Origin of the sequence: Microbacterium oxydans, from assembly GCF_900095745.1 — a bacterium.
In the GTDB taxonomy this organism is placed as follows: domain Bacteria; phylum Actinomycetota; class Actinomycetes; order Actinomycetales; family Microbacteriaceae; genus Microbacterium; species Microbacterium oxydans_B.
This window is the reverse complement of the sequence record NZ_FMIR01000010.1, coordinates 14,661-31,522: the sequence shown is the minus strand read 5'-3', so window position 1 is coordinate 31,522 and position 16,862 is coordinate 14,661. Positions and strand designations below refer to the sequence as shown.

The following is a 16,862-nucleotide window of genomic DNA, read 5'->3' as shown; positions in this document are numbered from 1 at the left end:
AGCCCAACTTTACCGTACGTACGGTAAAGTTGGGGGCATGAGGGCGAACTCACGATCCGAGATTCTCGACGCTGCGCTGCGCGTCGTCACTGCTGTCGGCGGAGCCGACATCACCTACCAATCCGTTGCAGAGGAGGCCGGCCTGACGAAGGCGGGTCTGATGTACCACTTCCCGACGAGGGACTCGATGATGATCGCGGTGATCGAACACGTCATCGAGCGGTGGCAGCGAGAGCTGCAAGAGGTGCTCGGTGTGCCGCTGGAAGAATCCACGTTGCAACAGCGCGTGCGCGCCTTCGCCGCTTTCGCGGGTGAGGGCGGGGTCACGCTAGGTGAATTCGTCGTGTTCTCCGAAGCGGTTCGTCGACCAGAACTCTCGTCGCCCTGGTTGGACTATCTGCGCACGTGGTTCGGGTTCGGGGACGGCGCCGACACCACCCCACTGATGCTCGTGTGGCTCGCCGCGAACGGTATGTGGGTCGCGGAATCGACCGGCGTCCTCACCCCGAACTCGCAGCAGCGCGCCGCGTTGATGCAGATGCTCATCGAGCTCACCGAAGGGAGATCGGAATGAAGAAGTGGCTCATCCTTGCCGGGGCCATCGCGCTGGAGGTCACCGCAACCATGGCGCTGCGGGGCGCGATCGACAATCTGTGGTGGGCGATCCTTGCGGTCGCCGGGTATGCCGGAGCGTTCATCGCACTTTCGCTGCTGCTCCGGATGGGTGCACCGATCGGCGTCGTGTACGGAATCTGGGCAGCGGCGGGCGTCGCGCTGACGGCCGTGATCGCCTCGGTGATCTTCGCTGAGCCGTTCACGCTGACGATCGGCATCGGCATCGCGATCGTGATCGCGGGGGTGGTGCTGGTGGAGACCGGCCACGGGAAGCCGGATGCCCCCTCCGAGGACGCGTCGAGAGCGGATGCTGCGGAGGCCCGCGCGTGACCTGGCTGCTGCTCATGGGCGCAATCCTCACCGAGGTCACGGCAACCATGTCGCTGCGTGCGTCGGAGGGGTTGCGCAAGAAGCGGTGGATCGCACCGGTCGCCGTGAGCTACGTCGTCGCCTTCTCGCTCCTGACGCTCGCTCTGATCGAGGGGATGCCGGTGGGTATCGCCTATGGGATCTGGGCCGCGAGCGGCGTCGCACTCACGGCGATCGGTGCCCGGGTGTTCTTCAAGGAGCGCCTCACGGTGCGGATGGTGGCGGGGATCGTCCTGATCGCCATCGGCGTGTTGGTCATCGAGCTCGGAAGCGGGGCTCACTGACCCCGCTCGTCAGCGTGGCTGCGCTGCTGCCACGCGCGTGCCGGGTTGGAGACGAAGATCGCGCGAGTGACGGCGTCGCCGAAGGCGCGGGTGATCGCGGGCCGCGTCTGACGGAGGAGCCCACTCATTCCCCGGCCGCCGGCCCCGGTCGTGGCCGCGCGAGTGGTGGTGTCGCCGCCCACGAGCAGAACCTCGACTTTGCCCGCGTCGATCACCCGCTCGAGGACGGGGAGCAGCGCCTCGTCGGTGGCGGCGTGGCCCGGCGAGGGGCCGTCGATGCAGATGAAGGCGCCGGTCGCGCCGGCATCCGTGATGTAGTCGAGATCGGTGTTGCGCCCGAGGTGTCCGAGGACGATCGCGTGGGCTGGCACGTCGAGGCTGCGGAGGACGTCGACGACCTCGAACGCCCCATTGCCCCTTTCGAGGTGAATGGCGATGGGGGCGCCGGTCGCATGATGAGCGGTGGCGGCGGCATCCAGGCTGATGCGTTCGAACGGCGTCACCCCGCTGGAGCCGGTCCCGATCTTGATCAGTCCGCACCGCAGGTCGAGCACGTCGGAGATGAAGAGGTCGGCGAGGGCGTCTTCGTGGAGGGCGAGCAGGGGGTCGTCGTGCCGGTACACCTCGCGGCGATGTCGACCTGTCGCAGCGATGACGTGCACCCGCGACCGGACAGATATCTCGTGCAGGTCGGTCAGGCGGCGGGCCAGACCCCGCGGAGTCCACTGAACGACGGTGCGCCCTCCGGCGGTGCGAAAGAGCTCTGCTTCGCGCGTCGCGGACTCTCGGTCCGAGAGCTCCTGCCCGGCGAAAACGGGCGTCGAGAGGAACAGATGGTCGTGGGAGTTCACGACTCCCAGGTCGCCGGCGCTGATGTCGCCCGCGATCGCTCGGACGACGCCCGCCGTCACGGTGCCGTGTCCTCCGCCACGGCCGCATCGAGCGTGCGCAGCGCGGCCATCGTGCGGGGCAGCCCCACGTAGGCGACGAGATGCACGAAGGCCTCGGCAACCTCGGCGCGAGAGACTCCCACCTTGATCGACGAGAGTATCTGGCCGTGAAGCTGCGGCTCCACACCGCCCAACGCCGCGAGGGCTCCGAGGTTGAGAAGCTGCCGATCGCGGAGGCTGAGGCCGGAGCGCTGATACGTCCCTCCGAAGACGGCGCCGACGATCCAGTCGTCGAAGCCCGCAGCGGTGGCGTCGACCGTCGCTCGCCAGGCGGCGGTGGTCTCGGCATCTTGGAGGGCGGCAAGGGTCGCGGCACCCGCGGCCGCGTCGAACGGCGGGTTCATGTGTTCTCCATTCGTAACGGTTCATACGTTACACTCGATCGAATGGACGACAGCACCGAGTTCCGCACGGACGGCGGAGCGACCTGGCTCAACCTCCTCGCAACGAAGGGGCAGTCGTTCGGCGCCCGCCCGATCGAGCGCCTCCACAGCCCCGAGGCGTTGCGCCGGTGGCTCGTGCTGATGGGGATGCCGCCCGCTCAGGCCCCCACCGAGGGCGATCTGGAGGCCGCCATCCACCTGCGCGAAGAGTTGCGCGCACTCGCGATGTCAGCGGCGGGCGGAGCTTCGCCCGCCGAGCTGGACTTCGGCCCGCTCTCCGACATCGCCGCGCACGGAAGCCCCGCCCTGACGGCGTCCGATCCGCGCGTCGACGTGCGCTCCGGCCTGGCGGCACTGGCGATACAAGTCGCCGTGACTCTTCGCGGGCCTGACCGCAGATTCCTCACGCAGTGTGACGAGATCGACTGCCGTTGGGTGTTCTTGGATCCGTCCGGACGCCGACGCTGGTGCCCGGCCCCCGCATGCGCGTCCCGCGGACGGGTGCGCGCTCATCGTGCGGCCGCGGGTCACACGCCGTCGCCCGGTGTGTAGATTGCAGGACGTGGACCTCTCCGACATCCTCGCCGCCCTCGGCCTCATCCTTCTCGCGCTCGGAGGCGGAACGTTCTGGTCGTTCTCGACCGGCGTGATGCCCGGCCTGGCCCGCACGGATGACGACACGTTCGTGTCCTCGATGAGGTCGATCAACCGCGCTGTCGTGAACCCGCTGTTCCTGCTGCCGATCTTCCTGCCGCCGGTCCCGCTCGTGTGGGCGGGGCTCCTCGATCTGGATGACCCGCGCGGATGGATGCTGGTCGCGTCGGGCGTCGTCTTCTTCGTCGGGGTCATCGTCGTCACAGGTGCAGGCAACGTCCCGTTGAACAATGCCCTGGACGGCTCGACGTCATCGTCGACGGCTGCGCGCGCGGCGTTCGAACGGCGCTGGAACGCGCTGAACGGCGTGCGCTCCCTCTCGTCGGTCGTGGCGATCGTGCTCGCGGTACTGGCACTCGTGGTCTGAGCGCGAGGATGCGGAGTCGCGGCGTCGCGCTCCAATAGGCTTCGGGGCATGACGACTTTTCGCCGCGCCGCCGTTGTGAGCGTGTCCCTCGCCGCCATCACCTTCCTCGCCGCAGCGTGCGCGCCGTCCGCTGATGTGCAGGAGAAGCCGACCACGGATCCCGCCGGGGCCGGCTGCGACGTGGACGAGTCCGCTCTCGGCGCTGCCGCGGCATCCGAGGTCGTCACAGACGAGCGGGGAGGCTACTGCCATCTCGAGGTCGATCTCGCTCAGGTGGAATTCACGCCCCTCGAGGATGTCCGCGCCGGCACCTGGGCATCTGAGACCGGCATCACATGGAGCGACGAGGCACCCGCTCTCGACGCGGAGGCCATCGAGATGTCGCAGCGGATGAGCGCGGAGTGGGTCGTCGGCGACTTCCTGGACGGACCGGCGATCGAGCTGTCGGCCGACGATTACTCCGCATGGATCGAGAGCACTGACCTCATCGGCGAGGACTGGCGTGCGGGCTATCTGTCCGAGTGGAACGACAACGGCTCGACCGGCGGGCTGACGGTGACCCCGTTCACGACGCCCCTCGTGCGGGACGACGCCGCGCGGGTCTCGCAGATCGCGCTCTCCCCGTCGTCGACGAGCGTCCTCGATGTCGAGGGGCGCACGTTCGTGGAGACCTGCTACGACGTCACCGCCGTCTATCACGGTGAGGGCGAGGCGGCTTTCGACTTCTCGGGCAAGGCGTGCTCCACCTTCCCGCACGACGGCACCACGATCAACCGCGTTCTCGAAGGCACGCACGGGGGCTTCACCGTGACCGACGAGTCCGGAACCGTCATCGCCGAAGAGCAGGACAGCTGAGCCGGAGCGACCTCAGCGTGCGCTCCGTCTCGTCGGTCGTGGCGATCGTGCTTGCGGTACTGGCACTCGTGGTCTGAGCGACCCGTTGGGCTGATAACCTTATCAAGGCCGCGGCATGTTGATAATGTTATCAACATGCGTGATGCACTCGACAACCCCTTCAGCCCTGGCTCTGACACCATCCCCGAGGTGTGGGCGGGACGCACCGCGCAGTTGAGTGACTGGCGCGACGTTGTGCGTCCTCGCCGCCTCGCGGGCCTACCGGAGCGCGGCAGAACTATCCTCGGGGAGCCGGGGCTCGGGAAATCGACGCTCGTGCGACGCATCGCCCAGGAGGCATCGCGTGCCGGCGACTGGGTCACCCCGCAGCTGCGCATCCCCACCGGAGCTGACCCTTTGAAGCTCGTCGCCGGAGCCGTGCTGAAGCTCGCGACCGACGCCGGACTCTCCGCGTCGCGTGAGAAGCGCATCGGCGATGCCATCGCACGCGTGCAGGCCGTCGCCGTCTCCGGCATCTCCCTCACGCTTCGCGGTGTCGACGGGCCCGAGCCCTTCACGGCTCTCACCGAGCTACTGATCGAAGTCGGTCTCGCCGCGATCGCCAACGGCCGTGCCATGGCGCTGATCCATATCGACGAGGTGCAGAACATCACCGATGAAAAGGCGCTTTCCCAGCTGCTCATCGCACTCGGAGACGCCCTCACGCACCAGGTCGAGGTCGCCGTGCCCGGTGGCGCACGCGTCAGCCGCTCGTTGCCGATCGCCGTCTACCTCACCGGCCTCCCGGATTTCGAAGACATGGCTGGCGCCCGCATGGGGGCGACCTTTGCCCGCCGTTTCAAGACCACCACTCTGTCGGCCATCGACGACGAGGATCTTGCCCAAGCGCTCCAGGAGTTCGTCCTCGAGGGGTGGGCAGTTCCCGACGGCGCCGGCGGATCCACTCGCGTGCGGATGGACCCCGACGCGGCAGCGCTCATCGTCGACGTCTGCCGCGGAGAGCCGTTCCTGTTCCAGCTTGCCGGTGAGCAGTCCTGGTACGCAGATTCCACTCCGACGATCACCGCGGACCAGGTCCGCCGCGGCTGGCAGGGCGCGCAACGGGAAGCGACCGCGCACGTGGAACGGATCCTCGAACGACTCCCCGCCCGAGAGCGCCAGTTCCTCCAGGTGATGTCAGCGCTGCCTGCCCCGGAGCGCACAGCTACCCGCATCGCCGAGGCGATGGGGTTCTCGAAAGTGACCGAGGTGGGGCCCACAGCCCAACGCCTGGACACCGTGCGCGGCGTCATCGACAGGGGCAAGCCCTACAGCTTCCGGCACCGCGCCGTCGAGGCCTACCTGACCAGCGAGTGGCCGAGGGCCTGAGCGACGGACAGATCTCAGTCGAATTCGTGCAGGTCTGAGGTCATGTCGCCGCCGGCGTCTCCGGTGTTCACCGTGCCCTTCGGCTCGAACAGGATCGCGTGCACCTCGTCGGTCGCCTTCGGGCAGTGCTCGACTCCGCGCGGCACGACGAACACGTCGTTCGGGTTCAGAACGACATCGCGGTCGCGGAGCTGGATCGTCAGCTGACCGCTGACGACCATGAACAGCTCATCGGTGTCGGGGTGGGTGTGCCAGACGAACTCGCCCTGCAGCTTGACCACCTTGACGTCGTAGTCGTTGATGCTGGTGAGCCGATGCGGCTGCCAGTGCTCGTCGATCGTGGAGAGGGCTTCGAGCACGTTGCGAACATCGTCTGCCATACATCTCAGCGTAGCCGCGGCGTCATCGGCGGGATCTGTCGAGCTACCTCGCAGCGCCCACCCGGACGAACTCCCGAATGTCCGTAGCCAGCGCGACCCGGGGCGCCTCGCCGAGATAGGGCATGTGGCCAGAGCCGTAGACCTTCAGGTGCACGCGTGAGCGATCGAACCGGAAGCGGGTGAAGGTGAACTCGGTCGCCGCCCTGGTCGTGACCAGGTCGTACTCGCCCACGCCGATCATCAGCTCGAAGCGCTCGTCGCGACGGACCGCCTCGGTGAAGTCGCCGAAGCAGTTGCTGTGGGGTGAGTCGTGCCCGTCCCAGTCCCAACCGCCCATCGCGAGACGGAAGTCGATGGCACGGTACTCGTCGTCGCTCGCGTATCCGAGTTCCTCGCGCAGATAGTGCTGGATCGCTCCGGTGAACTGCGGAGCGTAAGCGCCCATCGCCGGGTCGTCGGCGACCGGGTCGGAGCCGGCACCGTCGGCGGCGAGCGTGTAGCGGCTGTCGTACATTCCGAGATGGCGACCCTGCTCACGCAACGCGAGCCGGGCGAAGGCATCCGGGCTGATCCGCAGATCGTGCTCGATGAGCACCTGCGCGGGGAGTCCGAGCAGCCCGCCCATGCGCGCCGCGAGTCCCTCCCGCTCCGCATCCTCCAGCTGTGTTCCGGCGACGAGCGCCGGGAGCAGCTCGGTGCGGGCGAAGTCCGAGACGTCGTCATCGGAGAGGTCGGAGACGGCGCCGTGGTGGCGCGCGGTGTGAACGAGCGTGGGGAACTCCAGTGCTGTCTGGACGTCGATGCACCAGGCGGGCTCGCCGAGTCCGAACGCCGGCCCGAGCACGATCGCACCGTTCAGCGAGGTCGCCCTCGTGGTGCCTCCGCGCATCGGGCCGCCGTTCGCGAGACGCGACATGCGCGCCGCCCGATGTGTGCCGTAGCTCTCGCCCATCACGAAGCGCGGCGACTGTTCCCGGCCGTTCCGACGCACCCAGCGACCGATGAACTCCAGAGTCGCGCGGGCATCCTGCTCCACGCCGTGGAAGCGTTCACGATCGGCATCCGGGTGGATCCTGCTGTAGCCGGTGCCGGGCGGATCGATGAACACCAGGTCGGCGACGTCGAGCGGCGATTCCTCGTTGTCGACGAGGGCGAACGGCGGAGCCATGCGCGGATGCAGCGTGTCGGCGTCGGCCACCCGCCGAGGTCCGAGGCCCAGGTGCAGCCACACCGATGACGAGCCGGGGCCGCCGTTGAAGGCGAACAGCACGGGGCGCGCGGCGCGTTCGTCGTCGGTCAGGTCGGTGCGGATGTACTCGGTGAAGACGTAGCGCGCACCGGGGCCGTCTTCGCCGTCGGAGACGTCGATCTCCCCGACGGTGCCGCGGTACTCGATCTCGGCGCCGCCGATGCGCGCCTTCCGGACCGGGGCGGTCACTCGTGGCCGCCCGTCACGAAGTCACGCAGGTCGGCGTTGAGCTTCACGATCGTGTCTCTCTCGCTGTACATCATGTGACCGCCGTCGTACCAGTGCGAGGTCACGCGCTCCCGCGGCAGGTCCCACTGGCGAAGAAGATGATCCGCCGAGCCGATGGTGGTGAGGGAGTCGTAGATCCCGGTGCCGATGAACAGGCGCCCCGATGGCATCTGCTTCATCCACCGGCTCAGGCGTGCCGGGTACGGGTAGGTGTGGAACGGCGACGGCTTGCCCATCGACATGAACAGGGCGCCGCCCTGATCCGCCCATTCCCACTCCCTGGCGGCGTTCGCATCGTGGACGAGATAGGGGATACCGGGGGTGTCGTCGAAGAGCTCCTCGAAGAGCTGCGCGAACGCCGCGGTGTAGCGAGGGGAGAGATGCGTGCCGGCGGCGTCGAGTCCGAGCTCGCCGAAGCCGGGATCGGTCGCGGGGGAGGTGTAGCGGCTGTCGTTCACGCCGACCTCGAGCCCGCGATCTCGAAGCAGTCGCGTGCGGAAGTCGGTCTTGGAGATCCAGAGGCGGGACCGGACCAGTTCTTCTGCGGGGATCCCGATCATGCCGGACAGGCGGGCGGCCACAGCCTGCAGCTCGGCGCCGGGCAGCGACGTCCCCTGCAGCATGGCGGTGGCGAGGTCGCCCCAGGCGTAGTCGAGCGCGGCATGGATGGCGTCCTCGACGGACTCGTGCTCGCGCGATCCTGCTCCGTGGTACCAGGCGACCGCGGCCTTGTACGGCACGTTCGCCAGGGCGCCGGGCACGTTGCCGGGGCGCTCGGCCGTCTCTTGGATGTTGACCGCCTGGCCCAGCAGCGCGATGCCGTCCAACGGCACCGTCGACATGCCGTGTGCGCTCGACGCGAGGAACGCGGCCCGGTGGGTGCCGTAGCTCTCGCCGAGGAAGTACTTCGGAGAATCCCAGCGTCGATGCCGGGCCACCCAGTCGGTGAGGGCCCGGGCGAACGCCTCGGCATCGCCCTCCATGGAGAAGAAGGGAGCGAGGTCTGCGCCCTCTGCCACCGTGCCGAAACCCGTCCCCGGAGCGTCGATGAACACCAGATCCGCGGCATCCAGCAGCGACGACGGGCTCTCCTCGATGCCGTACGGAGCGCGGACACCCGACTCCAGGTCGGCGGGGATCTGGGCGCGGAACGGGCCGATGCCGCTCAGGTGCAGGTAGCTGGACGCGGCGCCGGGGCCGCCATTGGTGAGGAACAGCACGGGGCGGCGCCGACGAGTCTCGGCGTCGGTCTCGGCGATGTACGAGAACGCCGACAGCGTGCCGACCTGGGTGCCGTCGGCCGTGCGCAACGGGATCTGCTCGAGGCTCATCGCGTAGTCGATCGGGCGTCCGTTGCAGGTGGCGGAGCGGATGACGCGTCGTTCGTCCACGAATCCCTATTCCTCTTCGTTCGAGGCGTCCGCGGATTCCTCGATCTCGTTCAGATAGTTGTAGATGGTGTGCCGACCGACCCCGAGGTTCTGGGCGGCGATCGGCACGGCCTCGCGCATGGTGAAGAATCCGCGATCGCGCAGCTGTCGGACCACCTCCACCTTGTGCCGCTTCTTCATGGCCTCGACGGGGATGCCGGTCTCGGTGACGGCCTCGGCGAGGATGCCCTGCGCGAGATCCTCGACGGAGGCGGGGAACTTCTCGGCGGTCATCGTCTCGGATCGCAGCGACGGGTCGATGGTGGTGATGGCGCTCAGGCTGCGCAGCAGCTCCTGCGCGCGCACCACTTCGCTCACGTCGGTGTTCAGGCACAGGCAGGCGACGGGTCGACCACTGGCGGCGTGGAAGAAGATGCTGGACGAGCGCATCGGCAACCCGTCGTTCGTCTCGGTCCGGTAGCCGATGAGGTGCTCGTTCCACCCCGACGAGAACGTGCGCAGGCCCAGATCGGTGGCCGGGCCGCCGATGCCGCGCCCGGTGATGTTGCCGCCGATCGCGGCGATCGTGCCGGGCATCTTGGTGAGATCGTGCAGCAGCACCTCGGTGCGGGGAGCGAGCGCGCGGGCCAGCGGCACGATGATCGGACCCACGATGTCGACGATCGTGGCGGCATGCGCCCGCTCCTCATCGGTGAACGCGGGGATGCGCGACGTCGTGTCCGACGTCGGTGGTGCGGTATCCGTCATGGTCCCTCCACAGTTCTGGGTACCTGGAATTTGGCACAGATTGTAGAAATTTGCAATGAATTCTTGCCCGGCCCGGATGGGAGGTAGATCCGCTCTCTCCCGGAATCACGGGGTATTTGGGCGAGTTATCACCGCCGTAACACAGTTGTTACATGAACGTTCTTCGTCATGGTGTTGAATAGCGCCCAACAAACTGTCGAAGGCGACGACGCTCGCCCCGAACCCTGGAGGACCCTTGCGCACTACCCCGAAGTCCCCGCGCCTCGTCCCCGCTGCGGTGGGGGCCGGCCTGGCCCTGGCAATGGCGCTCACCGCGTGCACCCCCGCCATCCCCGGCGAATCCGGCGGCGGTGGTGACAGCTCGAAGCTCACCATGCTGCTTCCGGACACGGTCAACAGCATCGACCCGGCACTCGCGTTCAGCACCGGCGGACGCCAGGCCACCTGGCTCATCTACGAGGCGCTCGTCCGGGAAGACCCGAAGACCGGCGAGGCCATCCCCGGACTCGCGGAGTCGTGGGACTTCACGCCGTTGTCTGCCTCCTTCGTCATCAAGGAGGGCGCGATGTGCGCCGACGGCAGCGAGATCACCGCCGGCACCGTCGCCCGCAACTTCGAGCGGTGGAAGGACCCGGAGACCAACGCTCCGCTCGTGAACAACTTCTTCGGCTCCTCCGACTTCACCGTCGAGTACGACGACACCGCCCGCACGGTCGACGTCGCCCTCACGGTCGGCATGCCGTTCCTGGGTGCGGAGCCCTCGTTCACCCAGTTGGGGATCGTGTGCGACTCGGCGCTGGAAGACCCGTCGGTGCTCACCACCGGCTCTGACGGGACCGGCCCCTACGTCGTCGACGAGTTCGTCACCGGCTCGCACATCACCCTCACCCGCAACGACGACTACGCCTGGGGCCCGGAGGGGTTCTCGGTCAAGGACCTCCCGAAGACCGTCAACCTGAACATCGTCGAAGACCTCAACACCCAGGTGAACCTGCTCCTGGGCGGCGACGCTGACACCGCGCTGCTGCAGGTCGATCAGCTCGCGCGGCTGGAGGGCGAGTCGGGCTTCACCGAGCAGGTGGCCGACACCGGCGTCACCATGATGATGTTCAACGAGCGCGACGGCTACCCGACGCAGGACGAAGCCGTGCGTCGTGCGCTCGCCCAGGCCCTCGACTTCGAGGAGCTCACCCAGGTGCAGACCCAGGGGCTCGGCTACGTGGCCGACTTCCTGCGCGCACCCTCGAACATCTGCGTCGACCAGAAGGCGATCGCCGCCGTCATCCCCACCGGCGGCATCGAGGCGGCATCCGCCACGCTCGAGGAGGCCGGCTACGCGAAGGGCGACGACGGGATCTACGCCAAGGACGGCGTCCCGCTGAGCGTGCAGCTGCTGCAGATGGAGTTCACCTCCGCCGCGTCCGAACTCGTCTCCAGCGCCTGGAAGGACCTCGGCGTGAAGGTCGAACTCGACAACCGCGGACCGGCTCAGGCCGTCGACGTGCTGTATTCCGGCACCGGATGGAGCGTCAGCTTCGTCTCCATGGGGGCGTCGCAGCCCACCGGCTTCCGTCCGTTCTTCGTCGGCCCGGCGGCTCCCGAGGGCCCGAACTTCGGTGCGATCAACAACCCCGTCTACGCCCAGAAGCAGGGCGAGGCGTCGCAGATCGGCGGACTGGACTCCTGCCCGCTCTGGATCGAGGCCGAGGCATCCGTGGTCGAGCGCGCGGACTGGGTGCCCACCATCGCCGCCGACTCCAAGTGGGTGCTCGGGGAGGGCGTGAGCTTCTTCTCGAAGGGCGCCTTCGTCGACCCGCTCACCCTCCGCAAGAACTGATCGCAGGACAGACCGCGTGATGACCAGCACCGTCACCACCCCCTCCCGGGAGGACTCCGACGAGTCCTCCCGGAAGGGGGCGCGATCGCCGTGGGTGGGCTTCATCGTCCGACGCACCGGATCGCTGATCCTGAGCCTCTGGCTGATCGCCACCCTCATCTTCTTCCTCTCCCGCGCCATCGGCGGGGATGCCGTCCGCGCCGCCGCGGGCGTCACCGCGACTCCGGAGTACGTCGCCGCCCGTCGCGCGGAGCTCGGCCTGGACGACCCGCTGCTGGAGCAGTACGGCCGGTTCATCGAGCGGATCGTCACCTTCGACTTCGGCGAATCGATCTCGACCGGCAACAGCGTGGCCGTCGAGATCGCCGCGCGACTGCCGTACACGGTGCAGCTCGGCCTCTACGCGTTCCTGCTGGCGATGCTCGTCTCGATCCCGCTCGGGATCTGGATGGCCGTGCGCACCGAGAACGGGCGCGGCGAGCGCACCAACGCCGCCTTCAACGCGATCTCCGGGTTCTTCGCCTCGATCCCCGACTTCCTCATCGCGATCTCCCTGGTGATGATCTTCGCGGTCGGTCTGCGCTGGCTGCCGGCCGCCGGGGGAGAGGGCGTGACCGCGTTCATCCTTCCGGTGCTCACGATGTCGCTCGGTCTCATCGCCGTGCTCAGCCGTCTGATGAAGGCCGAGACGACCCGGGTGCTGCGCGAGGACTACACGCGCACCGCCCGCGCCAACAACCTTCCTCCCCGCGTGGTGCTCTTCCGGCATGTGCTGCCCAACGTGATGACCGCCACGCTCACCTACTCGGGCATGATGCTGGCCTCGCTCATGGGCGGCGCGATCATCACCGAGACCGTGTTCGGGTGGCCGGGCATCGGCAACCTCTTCGTGAAGTCCATCGCCGTGTACGACTATCCGCTTCTGGAGGGTCTGGTGATCATCATCGCGACGTTCTCGCTCGTTGCCACCTTCATCGTCGATCTGATCCTCGCAAAGGTCGATCCCAAGTCTCTGATCCGGAGCAGCTGATGACCGAGTCCCTCACCACCACGCTCGGCACCAAGACGCCCCGACGACTGCTGCGTCGGGTGTTCCAGACGCCGGCGGGCCTGATCGGGTTCGTCCTCGTCCTCTTCTGGGTGCTCGCCGCCCTCTTCGCCCCGTTCTTCCTCGAACCGCAGGCGAACGACTTCGACACCGCCAACCCGCTCGCCGGGCCCTCTCTCGAGCACTGGTTCGGCACCGACGCCCTGGGGCGCGACGTCTTGAGCCGTGTGCTCGTGGCGGCGCGGCTGACCTTCGCGCTCACCTTCGGCGCCGTCATCATCTCTCTCGTGCTGGGCGTGTTCATCGGGGTGCTCGCCGCCGTGCTCGGCAACGGTGCCCGCCAGGTGCTGTTCCAGCTGATCGCCGCCGCGACCGCATTCCCCTCGATCATCCTGGCGCTGCTGCTGGCGACGATGCTCGGCCGCTCGGGAACCGCCGCGATGCTCGGTCTCGCGCTCGCCGGTGTGCCGTCGACCGCGCGGCTGGTGGTCAACCTCACCGCCACCGTCGCGGGCGCCGACTTCGTCGGAAGTGCGCGCCTTCTCGGCGTGCCCAAGGGGCGACTGATGTGGCGCTACATCGTCCCCAACGTGGCCGAGCCGATCGTCACGCTCACCGTCGTGACCATGGGCGCGAGCCTGATGATGATGGCCGCCCTCTCGTTCCTCGGCATCGGAGTGCAGCCGCCCGAGTACGACTGGGGCGGGATGATCGCCGAGGCGATGAAGGACATCTACTCCACGCCCTGGACCACGATCGGCCCTGCCGTGGCGATCGTCTCCGCCGGGATCGGCTTCAGCCTGCTCGGCGAGAAGCTCGCGGAGCTTCTCGACCCGCGGGGCGCGGTGATGACCCCGGGCCGGATGCTGCGCCGTCTCGCCCGCGACCGCGGCCGGGGTGGAGCACCCGCCGCCGAGATCGACGACGCACCCTCGTCGCAGGCCCCGAAGGGCGAGCTGCCGCAAGACGTGGTGCTCGGTGTGCAGAACCTGCGCGTCTTCACCGGCCACGGCGACGATCGGCGCGAGCTCGTGCGCGGGATCGACCTGGTCGTCCGCCGCGGTGAGCGCGTCGGCATCGTCGGAGAGTCCGGCTCCGGGAAGAGCCTCACCATCTCGGCGCTCGCCCACATGCTCCCCGGCCTGCTCGAAGCCGAGGTCGACGCGCACACCTTCCTCGGCACGGATCTGCGCGGGCTCAGCCGTTCACGCCTCCGCCGCATCATCGGCGCCAAGATGCCGATGATCTTCCAGGACCCGATGTCGTCGCTCAACCCGTCGCTCACGGTGGGGAGGCAGATGCGCGACAAGCTCGACGCTCACACCTCGCTGCGCGGTGCTGCGGCGAAGGCGCGCATGATCGAAGCACTCGAGAACGTCGGCATCCCCGAGCCCGCGCGGCGCCTTCGGCAGCATCCGCACGAACTGTCGGGCGGCCAGCGTCAGCGCGTCATGATCGCGATGGCCACGCTCGGCGATCCGCAGGTGATCCTCGCCGACGAGCCGACGACCGCGCTCGACGTGTCTGTGCAGGCGCAGGTCATCGACCTGCTGAAGAAGCTCAACGAAGAAGACGGGACGGCGCTGGTGATGGTCTCGCACGACCTGGCGCTGATCAGCCAGGTCTGCGAACGCGTGATCGTCATGTACGACGGTCGGATCGTCGAGGAGGGGCCCATGGCCGAGGTGATCGGCGACCCGCAGCATCCGTACACGAGGGCGCTGCTCGGCGCAGTACCCGATCTCTCGGGCGGCACCGCGCACGAGCTGACCACGATCGACGACTACTCGTGGAACACGGATGCCTACCGCGCCGCCCATCCGGTGCCCCGGCACACGGACTCCGCAGCGAGCGTCGCAGGAGGTGCACGATGAGCGGTCAGCTGATCGGCTCGGACATCCACGTCGTCTACGGGCGCGGGGCCACTCGGGTGCACGCCGTGCGCGGGGTGAGCGTCGCGGTCTCGACCGAGCGCTCGCTGGGCCTGGCCGGAGAATCCGGATCGGGCAAGTCGACGCTCGCCCGCGCCCTCGTGGGCATGAGCCGGCCCACCGACGGGCGCGTCGAATGGAACGGCGCCCGTCTGGAGACGCTGCCCGCGCGCGGCGTGGGATCTCGTCCTCGCATCGTGCAGATGGTGTTCCAGGACCCGATGTCGTCGCTGAACCCGCGCATGACCGTGGGCGATGCGATCCGCGAGGCGCTGCAGGTCAACGACATCCCGGGAGACCACCGCACGGAGACGGTCCGGCTGCTGAACATCGTCGGCCTGAGTGCGACGGACGTCGAGAAGTATCCGTTCCAGTTCTCCGGCGGGCAGCGTCAGCGCGTGGCGATCGCCCGTGCGCTGGCCGTGCGACCCGAGGTGCTCGTCTGCGACGAGGCCACGAGCGCGCTCGACGTGAGCGTGCAGGCGTCGGTGCTGAACCTCCTCCGTGACATCCGCCGCGAGTCGGGTCTCGCGCTCGCCGTGGTGTCGCACAACCTCGATGTGCTGCGCTACCTCTGCGACGACATCGCCGTCATGCGGCAGGGCGTCGTCGTGGAGAACCGGCCGGCGGAAGACCTGTTCCGCGACCCGCACGATCCCTACACGCGGATGCTGCTCGACGCCGTTCCCCGGTTCTCGGTGACGCCGGGAATCGCCAGGGGGAGTGCCGCATGATCGACGAACGCGCCATCGCCGACCACTTCCCTGATCGTCCGCGCGGGTACTTCGATCACGCGGCGGTGAGCACGGTCCCGGTCGAGGTGGAGTCGGCCGTCGCCGGAGTCGCGCGCGCGCTCGGTCGCGGGACGCGCGGTTCGTCGGACTGGCATGAGCTCACGGATGACGTGTCGGTGCTGCTGGCGGATGAGCTCGGGGTCGCCGCGACCGCGGTCTCGGTGCTGGCGAACACCGGCACGGCGATCAACTCCGTGGCCCGTGCGATCCCCTTCGTCGACGGCGACGAAGTCATCGTGCTGGCCGACGACTTCCCGAGCCCGCGGATGCCGTGGCACACGATCCCCGGGATCTCCGTCCAGGAGGTCGCCACCACCGCGCACGCCGACCGCACGACGGCGCTCATCGCGGCGATCAGCCCGGCCACGCGGGCGGTCTCGGTGACGCACGTGCACGCGACGACGGGTGATGTGCTCGACCTTGCTCGGCTGCACGACGCGTGCGTGTCTGCGGACGCGCTCCTGATCGTGGACGGGGCGCAGGCGGCCGGGCTGTTCCCCGGTGCCGCTCGCCACGCCGACGTCTACGTCGCCGCGTCGTACAAGTGGCTGCTGGCGGGATTCGGCGCCGCCGTGGTCGCGACCGGCGAGCGCTTCGACGACCGCGCGGTCCCGGGGCTCATCGGCTACATGAACGAGCCGCCCTCGCCGCGACTGGCCGTCGGCCACAGCAACCTGTTCGGCATGGCCGCGCTGCAGGCCGCGGCCCGCGTGCGGCAGGGGATCGGGCTCGAGGCCATCCGCGCGCACACCCTCTCGCTCACCCGGCGCATCGCCGAGGGAGCAGCCGAACTCGGCCTGCAACCCGCCGCGGCCGAGCCCGCATCGGGCATCGTCAGCCTCACGGTGGCGGATGCCCCGACACTGACCGACCGGCTGAAAGACCGCGGAATCACCACGACCGTCCGGGACGGCGCCCTGCGCGTCTCGCCGTACCTGACGACGACCCACGACGACGTCGACCTGCTGCTGTCTGCGCTGACAGAGCTCGCGCCGGCACACCATCCCCATGGAGGACACTCATGACCACGCGCGCCACCCTCGTGCCGCAGCCCAAAGGCCCCTACGCCACGACCAGGCGGGTCGGAGACGTGCTCTACCTGTCGGGCCAGGGATCGATCGACGTGGCAACGGGCGATGCCGTGCTCGACGACATCGGCGCGCAGACCCGCCGCACGCTCGAGAACGTCGAGGCACTGCTGCACTCGGAGGGATTCGCCCTCGAAGACCTGGCGCAGATCGTGTGCTTCCTCACCGACATGGATGAGTGGCCGGCCATGAACGAGGCGTATGCGGCGTACCTGAGCGATCGCGCCCACCCGGTGCGCACGGCGGTGGAGGTCTCCCGCCTGCCGTTCGGGATCAGCGTCGAGATGTCGTGCATCGCGCATCGACCGGCAGCTCGGGGATGAG

General features: G+C 68.5%; 19 protein-coding genes. 13 read left to right on the top strand and 6 right to left on the bottom strand.

What is annotated here, in order from left to right:
* Positions 1 to 37 precede the first annotated feature (37 nt).
* From BQ2383_RS03895 to BQ2383_RS03885, 3 genes are read left to right on the top strand one after another with little or no spacing between them, the layout of a single operon-like run.
* The gene (locus BQ2383_RS03895; RefSeq protein ID WP_091029821.1) at positions 38 to 574 is read left to right on the top strand and encodes a TetR/AcrR family transcriptional regulator; all 537 of its coding nucleotides are present in this window, start codon (positions 38 to 40) and stop codon (positions 572 to 574) included.
* Complete coding sequence (locus tag BQ2383_RS03890) at positions 571 to 945, top strand: DMT family transporter (RefSeq protein ID WP_091029817.1); 375 nt, start codon at positions 571 to 573, stop codon at positions 943 to 945. Before BQ2383_RS03895 ends, BQ2383_RS03890 begins: the two co-directional genes overlap by 4 nt.
* A complete protein-coding gene (locus BQ2383_RS03885) occupies positions 942 to 1,268 on the top strand; it encodes a DMT family transporter (RefSeq protein WP_208617615.1) in 327 nt (108 codons plus the stop codon). Before BQ2383_RS03890 ends, BQ2383_RS03885 begins: the two co-directional genes overlap by 4 nt.
* On the opposite strand, the gene BQ2383_RS03880 is transcribed toward BQ2383_RS03885, so the two are convergent.
* Entirely contained in the window at positions 1,262 to 2,179 is a 918-nt protein-coding gene (locus BQ2383_RS03880; RefSeq protein ID WP_091029814.1) for a hypothetical protein, read from the bottom strand. The two genes, BQ2383_RS03885 and BQ2383_RS03880, sit on opposite strands and share 7 nt — an antisense overlap.
* The gene (locus tag BQ2383_RS03875) at positions 2,176 to 2,562 is read right to left on the bottom strand and encodes a carboxymuconolactone decarboxylase family protein (protein ID WP_091029810.1); all 387 of its coding nucleotides are present in this window, start codon (positions 2,560 to 2,562) and stop codon (positions 2,176 to 2,178) included. Before BQ2383_RS03875 ends, BQ2383_RS03880 begins: the two co-directional genes overlap by 4 nt.
* Positions 2,563 to 2,604: 42 nt before the next feature.
* Here BQ2383_RS03875 and BQ2383_RS03870 point away from each other — a divergent pair, with 42 nt between their 5' ends.
* From BQ2383_RS03870 to BQ2383_RS03855, 4 genes are all read left to right on the top strand, one after another.
* Positions 2,605 to 3,153: a CGNR zinc finger domain-containing protein gene (locus BQ2383_RS03870; protein WP_091029807.1), complete on the top strand. Its 549-nt coding sequence runs from the start codon at positions 2,605 to 2,607 to the stop codon at positions 3,151 to 3,153.
* Positions 3,154 to 3,163: 10 nt separating this feature from the next.
* Positions 3,164 to 3,622 (top strand): DUF1772 domain-containing protein, encoded by a 459-nt coding sequence (locus BQ2383_RS03865; RefSeq protein ID WP_140403295.1) that lies wholly within the window; start codon positions 3,164 to 3,166, stop codon positions 3,620 to 3,622.
* Positions 3,623 to 3,670: 48 nt separating this feature from the next.
* Entirely contained in the window at positions 3,671 to 4,477 is an 807-nt protein-coding gene (locus BQ2383_RS03860) for a hypothetical protein (protein WP_140403294.1), read from the top strand.
* Positions 4,478 to 4,612: 135 nt separating this feature from the next.
* A complete protein-coding gene (locus BQ2383_RS03855; RefSeq protein WP_091029794.1) occupies positions 4,613 to 5,845 on the top strand; it encodes an ATP-binding protein in 1,233 nt (410 codons plus the stop codon).
* A 14-nt stretch (positions 5,846 to 5,859) separates the two neighbouring features.
* Here BQ2383_RS03855 and BQ2383_RS03850 read toward each other — a convergent pair whose 3' ends face one another.
* From BQ2383_RS03850 to BQ2383_RS03835, 4 genes are read right to left on the bottom strand one after another with little or no spacing between them, the layout of a single operon-like run.
* Entirely contained in the window at positions 5,860 to 6,225 is a 366-nt protein-coding gene (locus BQ2383_RS03850; RefSeq protein ID WP_029262391.1) for a cupin domain-containing protein, read from the bottom strand.
* Positions 6,226 to 6,268: 43 nt separating this feature from the next.
* A complete protein-coding gene (locus BQ2383_RS03845; RefSeq protein WP_091029792.1) occupies positions 6,269 to 7,663 on the bottom strand; it encodes a S10 family peptidase in 1,395 nt (464 codons plus the stop codon).
* Positions 7,660 to 9,093 carry a S10 family serine carboxypeptidase-like protein gene (locus BQ2383_RS03840; protein ID WP_091029788.1) on the bottom strand — a complete coding sequence of 478 codons (1,434 nt, stop codon included), beginning with the start codon at positions 9,091 to 9,093 and terminating at the stop codon, positions 7,660 to 7,662. The genes BQ2383_RS03845 and BQ2383_RS03840 overlap by 4 nt, the downstream gene beginning before the upstream one ends.
* 6 nt (positions 9,094 to 9,099) lie before the next feature.
* Positions 9,100 to 9,840: a helix-turn-helix transcriptional regulator gene (locus tag BQ2383_RS03835; protein ID WP_091029785.1), complete on the bottom strand. Its 741-nt coding sequence runs from the start codon at positions 9,838 to 9,840 to the stop codon at positions 9,100 to 9,102.
* 235 nt (positions 9,841 to 10,075) lie between these two features.
* Here BQ2383_RS03835 and BQ2383_RS03830 point away from each other — a divergent pair, with 235 nt between their 5' ends.
* From BQ2383_RS03830 to BQ2383_RS03805, 6 genes are read left to right on the top strand one after another with little or no spacing between them, the layout of a single operon-like run.
* Positions 10,076 to 11,677 (top strand): ABC transporter substrate-binding protein, encoded by a 1,602-nt coding sequence (locus tag BQ2383_RS03830; RefSeq protein WP_140403293.1) that lies wholly within the window; start codon positions 10,076 to 10,078, stop codon positions 11,675 to 11,677.
* A 19-nt stretch (positions 11,678 to 11,696) separates the two neighbouring features.
* Positions 11,697 to 12,707 (top strand): ABC transporter permease, encoded by a 1,011-nt coding sequence (locus BQ2383_RS03825; protein ID WP_091029779.1) that lies wholly within the window; start codon positions 11,697 to 11,699, stop codon positions 12,705 to 12,707.
* Complete coding sequence (locus BQ2383_RS03820) at positions 12,707 to 14,599, top strand: dipeptide/oligopeptide/nickel ABC transporter permease/ATP-binding protein (protein ID WP_091029775.1); 1,893 nt, start codon at positions 12,707 to 12,709, stop codon at positions 14,597 to 14,599. The genes BQ2383_RS03825 and BQ2383_RS03820 overlap by 1 nt, the downstream gene beginning before the upstream one ends.
* Positions 14,596 to 15,390, top strand: a complete 795-nt coding sequence (locus tag BQ2383_RS03815) for an ABC transporter ATP-binding protein (RefSeq protein WP_091029772.1) — start codon at positions 14,596 to 14,598, stop codon at positions 15,388 to 15,390. Before BQ2383_RS03820 ends, BQ2383_RS03815 begins: the two co-directional genes overlap by 4 nt.
* Positions 15,387 to 16,475: an aminotransferase class V-fold PLP-dependent enzyme gene (locus BQ2383_RS03810; RefSeq protein ID WP_091029768.1), complete on the top strand. Its 1,089-nt coding sequence runs from the start codon at positions 15,387 to 15,389 to the stop codon at positions 16,473 to 16,475. The genes BQ2383_RS03815 and BQ2383_RS03810 overlap by 4 nt, the downstream gene beginning before the upstream one ends.
* On the top strand, positions 16,472 to 16,861 hold the full coding sequence (locus BQ2383_RS03805; RefSeq protein WP_091029766.1) for a RidA family protein: 390 nt from the start codon (positions 16,472 to 16,474) through the stop codon (positions 16,859 to 16,861). The genes BQ2383_RS03810 and BQ2383_RS03805 overlap by 4 nt, the downstream gene beginning before the upstream one ends.
* The last annotated feature ends 1 nt before the right edge of the window (position 16,862 follow it).